The 6,321-nt window shown below is 70.7% G+C and carries 6 protein-coding genes; 3 read left to right on the top strand and 3 right to left on the bottom strand.

The genetic code is table 11. The annotated features are described in order from the left end of the window. Both VAE46_RS05815 and VAE46_RS05810 read left to right on the top strand, forming a co-directional pair. A partial coding sequence (locus tag VAE46_RS05815; protein WP_322795975.1) for a hypothetical protein occupies window positions 1-303 on the top strand: 303 nt, incomplete at its 5' end. Window positions 304-355: 52 nt separating this feature from the next. Next, entirely contained in the window at window positions 356-1,123 is a 768-nt protein-coding gene (locus tag VAE46_RS05810) for an enoyl-CoA hydratase/isomerase family protein (protein ID WP_322795974.1), read from the top strand. Window positions 1,124-1,129: 6 nt separating this feature from the next. Here the strand turns inward: VAE46_RS05810 and VAE46_RS05805 are convergent, their stop codons facing one another. Then, window positions 1,130-3,166: a penicillin-binding transpeptidase domain-containing protein gene (locus VAE46_RS05805; RefSeq protein WP_322795973.1), complete on the bottom strand. Its 2,037-nt coding sequence runs from the start codon at window positions 3,164-3,166 to the stop codon at window positions 1,130-1,132. 145 nt (window positions 3,167-3,311) lie between these two features. On the opposite strand from VAE46_RS05805, the gene VAE46_RS05800 reads away from it, so the two are divergent. Further along, entirely contained in the window at window positions 3,312-4,319 is a 1,008-nt protein-coding gene (locus VAE46_RS05800) for a hypothetical protein (protein ID WP_322795972.1), read from the top strand. Window positions 4,320-4,328: 9 nt separating this feature from the next. On the opposite strand, the gene VAE46_RS05795 is transcribed toward VAE46_RS05800, so the two are convergent. Together VAE46_RS05795 and VAE46_RS05790 are read right to left on the bottom strand one after the other, a co-directional pair. Next, entirely contained in the window at window positions 4,329-5,450 is a 1,122-nt protein-coding gene (locus VAE46_RS05795; RefSeq protein ID WP_322795971.1) for a site-2 protease family protein, read from the bottom strand. Between the two features lie 47 nt (window positions 5,451-5,497). Continuing rightward, window positions 5,498-6,321: AIR synthase related protein (locus tag VAE46_RS05790; protein ID WP_322795970.1), on the bottom strand; the 824-nt coding region annotated here is incomplete at its 5' end.

The following is a 6,321-nucleotide window of genomic DNA, read 5'->3' as shown; positions in this document are numbered from 1 at the left end:
TTCTTCATGGTGGAGGTGCTGGGCTTCCAGGGGGCGTCCTGGCGGAGCCTGACCCGGCCGGTGCTGACGAGCTTCCTCGGGCTGCTGCTGGTGGCGGGCTTCCTGGTGACGATCTACACGCCGCGGCTGCGGCAGTTCTTCGATTTCACCGAGGTGCACACCGGCGACTGGGTGATTGTGCTGACCGCGGTTGCCGGGGCCCTGCTGGGGCAGTATTTGCTGAGCCGCTACTGGCAGGAGTTCCTGGATTTCCTGACGGCGAAGCCGGGGAAGCAGGACCGCCTGCGCGGCCGGGCGGTGTGAGCCGCGCGGGCGGGGTGTAGACTCCCGGCGAAATCGACGCCGGGGGTGCGCCATGCCGGGCAAGGTGCTCTATGAACGGGATGGCCGGATTGCGCTCATTACGTATAACCGGCCGGAAGCGCTGAACGCGATCAACCAGGAGCTGCGGGAGGACCTGGACGCGGCCTGGGCGCGGTTTCGGGATGACGAGGAGGCGTGGGTGGCGATCGTGACGGGGGCAGGCAGGGCATTCTGCGCGGGGGCCGACCTGCGTGGCGGTGCGCGCCCGCGGGGCGCCACACACTGGGAGACCCCGAGCCTGACCTCGCTGGAGAACGGGCTAGAGGTGTGGAAGCCGGTGATTGCGGCGGTGAACGGGTACTGCCTGGGGTTCGGCTGCACGCTGGCGGCGGCCTGCGATTTCGTGATCGCGAGCGAGCGGGCGGAGTTCGGCTTCCCGGAGGTACGGCTGGGAGTGCCGACCATCCAGGGGGCGGTGCGGCTGCCCGGGCGGGTCGGCTGGCAGCACGCGATGGAGCTGCTGCTGATCGGGGAGCGGGTGGATGCGCAGCGGGCGAAGGAGATGGGGCTGGCCTGGAAGGTGGTGCCGCACGAGCGGCTGATGGACGAGGCGCGGGCGCTGGCGGAGCGGCTGCTGAAGTCGGCGCCGCTTGCCGTGCGCGCAACGAAGGAGGTGGCCTGGCGCGGGCAGCAGATGCCGTGGGTGGAGGCGATCCGCTTCGGGGAGACGATGCGGCGGGTGGCGCAGGCGACCGAGGACGCGCGCGAGGGGATGGCGGCTGCAGCGGAGCGCCGGGAGCCGCGCTGGCAGGGTCGGTAGCCCGGGTCAGCGGCGGAGGGCCGCGAGGACGATATCGCGGGCGATGGGGCCGGCCTCGATGGAGCCGGACTTGCCGTCATCGAGGACGACGGCGGCGATGGCGCGGGGTTCGCGGGCGGGGCTCATGGCGACGAAGAGCACGTGCTGCTGTTCGTTGGCATCTTCGGCGGTGCCCGATTTGCCGGCGAAGTCGGTGTAGCCGGCAAGGGCGAAGGCGGCGGAGGCGGTGCCGTTCGGGCCGGTGACCAGTTCGAGGCCGCGCTGCAGGTGGGCGTGCTGCTCGGGGGTGAGGGGCAGGGTGCCGCGGACGGTAACCTCGGCTTCGGCGAGGATGCGCGGGTTGCGCAGCTGGCCGGTGACAAAGGTGCTGTAGGCGTTGGCGAGCTGGAGCGGGGTGATGAGGAGGTCGCCCTGGCCGATGCCGAGGTTGACCTCGTCGCCGGGGTACCAGGGTTCGCCGGTGGTGCGGCGCTTCCAGGCGGCATCGGGGACGAGGCCAGCTTCCTCGGGCAGGGTGCCGAGGCCGGTGGGTTCGCCGAAGCCGAAGGCGCGGGCCATGGCGGCGAGGGCATCGTCGTACCCGTTGTAGAGGCGGAGGGCGATTTCGTAGAAGACGGGGTTGCAGGAGCGCATGAGGGCCTCGGCGATGGTGAGCATGCCCTGGGCGCCCTCCCAGTTGCGACGTGGCGGGCTGACGCCGGCCCAGGTGGCGCCGCATTCGAGGCGGTCGGTGGGCTGGAGGCCGAGGTAGTGCATGCCGGCGGCACCGGTGATGAGTTTGAAGGTGGAGCCGGCGGAGTAGAGGCCGGCGGTGGCGCGGTTGGCAAGCGGTGAAGCGGGGTCGGCGGTGATGCCGGCGAGGGCGGCCGTGTCGCCGCGTTCGAAGGCGTCGGGGTCGAAGGAGGGGCTGCTGACGAGGGCGAGGAGGTCGTTGGTGGCGGGGTCGATGACGACGGCGGCGCCGGCGCGGCCCTGGAGGCGTTCGTAGGCACGCTGGAGGGTGGGCGCGTCGAGGGTGGTGATGACATCTTCGCCCTGGCGGAAGGAGCGGGAGATGAGGGTTTCGGCGACGGAGCCATCGGGGGCGATGAGGCGGAGCTCCGCACCGATGGTGCCGGCGAGGCGGTCTTCGAGGGCGGCTTCGAGGCCGGTGGCACCGACACGGTCGCCGGGGCGGAGGCCCTGGCCGCGGCGGGCGGCGAGCTCCTCGGCGGTGTACTCGCGGGTGTAGCCGACGACGTGGGCGGCGGCGGGGCCGAGGGGGTGCACGCGCTGGGATTCGACGTAGATGATGACGCCGGGGTAGCCGCGGAGGAGCTGGTTGGCGGTTTCGATGCGGTCTTCGGGGATGGGGCCGACGCGCACGCGCTGGTTGAGGCCGAGGGGCGATTCGAAGGCGGCGCGGACCTGTTCGGGGGTGAAGCCAAATTCGATGAGCACGCGCTCGAGGGCGGGACGGTCGGTGACCTGGCTGCGGTTGAGGCCGACGTGGCGGATATCGCGGGTGACGGCGAGCGGGATGCCGTTGCGGTCGTAGATGGTGCCGCGGGTGGTGCGCTGGATGATGGAGGCGAAGGTGTAGCCGCCTGCGAGGCGGGGGTGGATGACGGCGGGCTCCCAGGCGACAAGGTAACGGCCGGGTGCAGGGAGGAGGGGGAGGGTGGTGGAGTATTCGAGGTCGCCGAAATAGGCTGTAGCGAGGCGCACTTCGAGGCGGGCGGCGGCGGGCGTGGCTTCGGCGACGCGGACGGAGGTTCGGAGGACGGTGAGCTGGTCTTCGAAGGTGCGGTAGGCGGATTCGACCGCCTCGAAGGAGTAGGTGCGCTGCGATGCCGGAGAGAGGAGCAGGTAGAGGTCGCTGATGGAGCCCTGGGACCAGGCGGAGGCGAAATCTGCGGCGGCGGCCGCGGGCGAGTCGGGCTCGGGGGCGGCGGGGTCGGAGGAGGGATCGCCTGGCGCGGTGAGGCAGCGGGCCGCGGCAACGATGCTGCCGGCAAGGAGGCCCACGATGATGGCGACCGCGAAAAGGGACTGCCGGGCCACTGCTGGCCGCTCCTTTGGGTTCCCCGCCGGTTGGATTGTAGCAGCGCTGGCGGCGCTTCTGGTCCTTTTACCCGCCTGCGGGGGCGGCGAAGGGTCGGGGAGTGGGAATGGTGGGGAGGCGCCGGCGGGTCCGGGGCCGACGGTGGTGCGCCCGGAGCCGGAGGGGGAGCCGCGGTCGCTGCTGCTGGGATTCAGTTCGCTGCCGCGGGAGCTGACGACGCCGGCCTACATCGAGGCGTTCGCGACGGCGGCGCAGTATGCGGACCTGCTGCTGATCCAGCGGACGCCGCCGTGGTCGGACTTCCTGCCGGGCGGTTCGATTTCTTCGGAGACGGCGGAGACGACACGGCTGGAGACGGAGCTGCTGAAGCAGTACAGCGGGCTGCGGCTGTACTTCGCGATCGACCCGACGGACGGGGCGGTGCAGCGCAGCCGGCTGGCGAACCTGCCGCCTTCGGTGGATGCGCAGGCGGGCTTCCGGGACCCGGGGGTACGGGCGGCGTTCGTGGCCTACGCGGCCTACGTGGCGAAGAACTACCGGCCGGACTACCTGGCGCTCGGGGTGGAGGTCAACATGATCTACGAGCGGGCGCCGGAGCAGTTCGAGGCGTTCGTTTCGCTGTATGACGAAGCCTATGCGGTGGTGAAGGGCAACAGCCCGGAAACGAAGGTGTTCCCCACGTGGCAGCTGGAGGACCTCGAGGGGACGTTTGGGGAGGTGCACCCGCCGCGCTGGGAGCTGCTCGAACGGTTCCGGGGGAAGATGGATGTGTTCGCGGTGAGCACGTACCCCTGGCTGGGGGAGGCGCGGAGCGCGGCGGATATTCGCCCGGACTACTACCGGCAGCTGCGGACGCGCTGGGATGGCGAGGTGCTAATCGCGGATACGGCGTACCCCTCGGCGCCTGTTGAGGGCAGGGAAGCGGTGGGCACGGAGGCGGAGCAGCGGGCGTACCTGGAGCGTCTGCTGAACGAGGCGGAGGAACTGGGGTTCACCGGGGTGGTGTGGTTCGCTGCGCTGGACCCGGCGTTCGCGACGTCGGGGCCGGCGGCAGTGTTCCGCGATACGGGGCTGCGCAGGGCGGATGGTTCGAACAAGCAGGGGTGGGCTTTGTGGGAGGAGTGGGCGCGGCGGCCGCTGGAAGGGCGGTAGGCGCGAGGCTCAGGCGGCGAGAGATTCGGCGAGCTGAAGGCGCTCGAGAAGTTCGCGGCGGGTAATGAGGCCGATCATGCGGCCGTTTTCGAGGACGGGGACCTGGTTGAGGGCCTTTTCGCCGAGGAGCATGAGGACATCGATGGCGGGGCTGTAGGCATCGACGGTGATGACGCGCTCGCGCTGGGTCATGACGGCCTGGGCCGGGGTGGAAGGCCACTCCTCGCGGGGGATGCGGCGGATGTCGTTAACGGTGAGGATGCCGAGGACGGCGCCGCCGTTGGTGACGACGACGGCGCGTTCGCCCTGGCCGATCATGTACTCATCGACGATGGCGGAGAGGGGGAGGCCGGGGACGACGGTGGGGAAGTCCTCGCGCATGACGTCGCGGGCGACGAGATTGCGGAGGGCGCTTTCGAGCTGGAGGTTGGCGGTTTCGCCGCGGGCAGCGCCAAGCAGGAACCAGCCGATGAACATCAGCCAGAGACCGTTGAGGAGGAGCCCGCCGAGGAGAAGGAAGAAGCCGACGGCCATGAGGCCATAGCCGAAGAATTCGCCGACGCCGGCAGCGGTGCGGGTAGCCTTGCGGAAGCTGCCGCTGCGCTTCCAGGCGATGGAGCGGAGCACGCGGCCGCCATCGAGCGGGAAGCCGGGGAGGAGGTTGAAGATGCCGAGGAGGACGTTGACCGAGGCGAGGTAGTAGAGGATGCCTTCGACCTGCTCGCTGGCGCCGCCGAAGAGGAGGGCGAGCAGGAAGGTGACGAGAGCGACGACGAAGCTGGTGGCGGGCCCGGCCGCGGCGATCTGGAACTCTTCGCCGGCGGATGCAGGCTGGCGGGCGAGATGAGAGACGCCGCCGAAGATGAAGAGGGTGATGCGGGGGACAGGCAGGCCGCGCCGCTTCGCGACGAGGGCGTGGGCGAGCTCGTGGAGGAGAACGGTGACGAAGAGGAGAACGGCGGCGATGGTGCCGACGGTCCAGTAGGCGGCGGTGCTCCAGTTTTCGTAGCGGGCGGGGAAGAGGCCCTCGGAGAGGGAGTAGGCGAGGAAGGCGAGGATCAGCAGCCACGAGGGGTGGATTTCGATATCGATGCCGAACAGCCGGGCGATGCGAAAGGAGCCGCCGAACATGCGATCAGGATACGGCAGCGGCGGCCGGAGCGCGTGCGGGGCGGGCGTCAGGCGTCCAGAAGGGCCTCGTAGGCGCGGCGGAGGTCCTCGAGCGGGGCGTCGATGGGGCCGAAGCGGAAGCGGGGTTCGGCGGTGACGGTGCCGAGCACCGTGACAGGGACCTGCAGTTCGCGGGCAAGGTCCTCGAGGCGGGCGAGGCCGCCCCCGGAGCGGTAGGTATCGGGGGCGATGGTGACGACGATGCGTGACTGTGCCTCGCCGAAGAGGGCGGCATCGAGGCGGCCGCTGAGCTCGGCGGAGCCTTCGAAGCCGAGCCCGCCGAGGATGGCGCACTCGGCGAGGGCGACGGCGAGGCCGCCCTCGGCGCAATCGTGGGCGCTGAGGAGGAGGCCCTCGGCGTGGGCGCGGAGGACGAGCTGCTGGAGGCGCCGTTCGAGGGCGAGGTCGATGGACGGCATACCGGCGACCTGGCCGTGGACGGCTTCGAGGTATTCGGAGCCGGCGAGGCTGGCGGCTGGCTGTTCGAGGCCGGCGCCGAGCAGGATGGCGCGGGCGCCGGCGAGGGTGAAGCCGGCGGTAAGGTGGCGTTCGACGTCTTCGAGGAGGCCGAGCATGCCGATGATGGGGGTAGGATAGACGGGGCGGCCGCCGGCTTCGTTGTAGAGGGAGACGTTGCCGCTGACGACGGGGGTCTCGAGCTGGAGGCAGGCCTCGGCGATGCCGCGGATGGCGTGTTCGAGGGTGTAGTAGACCTCGGGCTTTTCGGGGTTGCCGAAGTTGAGGCAGTCGGTGACGGCGACGGGCAGGGCGCCGGTGCAGACCACGTTGCGGGCGGCCTCGGCGACGGCGATGGCGCCGCCGGTGTAGGGGT

Source organism: Tepidiforma sp., assembly GCF_034433535.1.
In the GTDB taxonomy this organism is placed as follows: domain Bacteria; phylum Chloroflexota; class Dehalococcoidia; order Tepidiformales; family Tepidiformaceae; genus Tepidiforma.
Note: the sequence above shows the minus strand (reverse complement) of the source record. Positions and strands in the feature narration are given on the sequence as shown.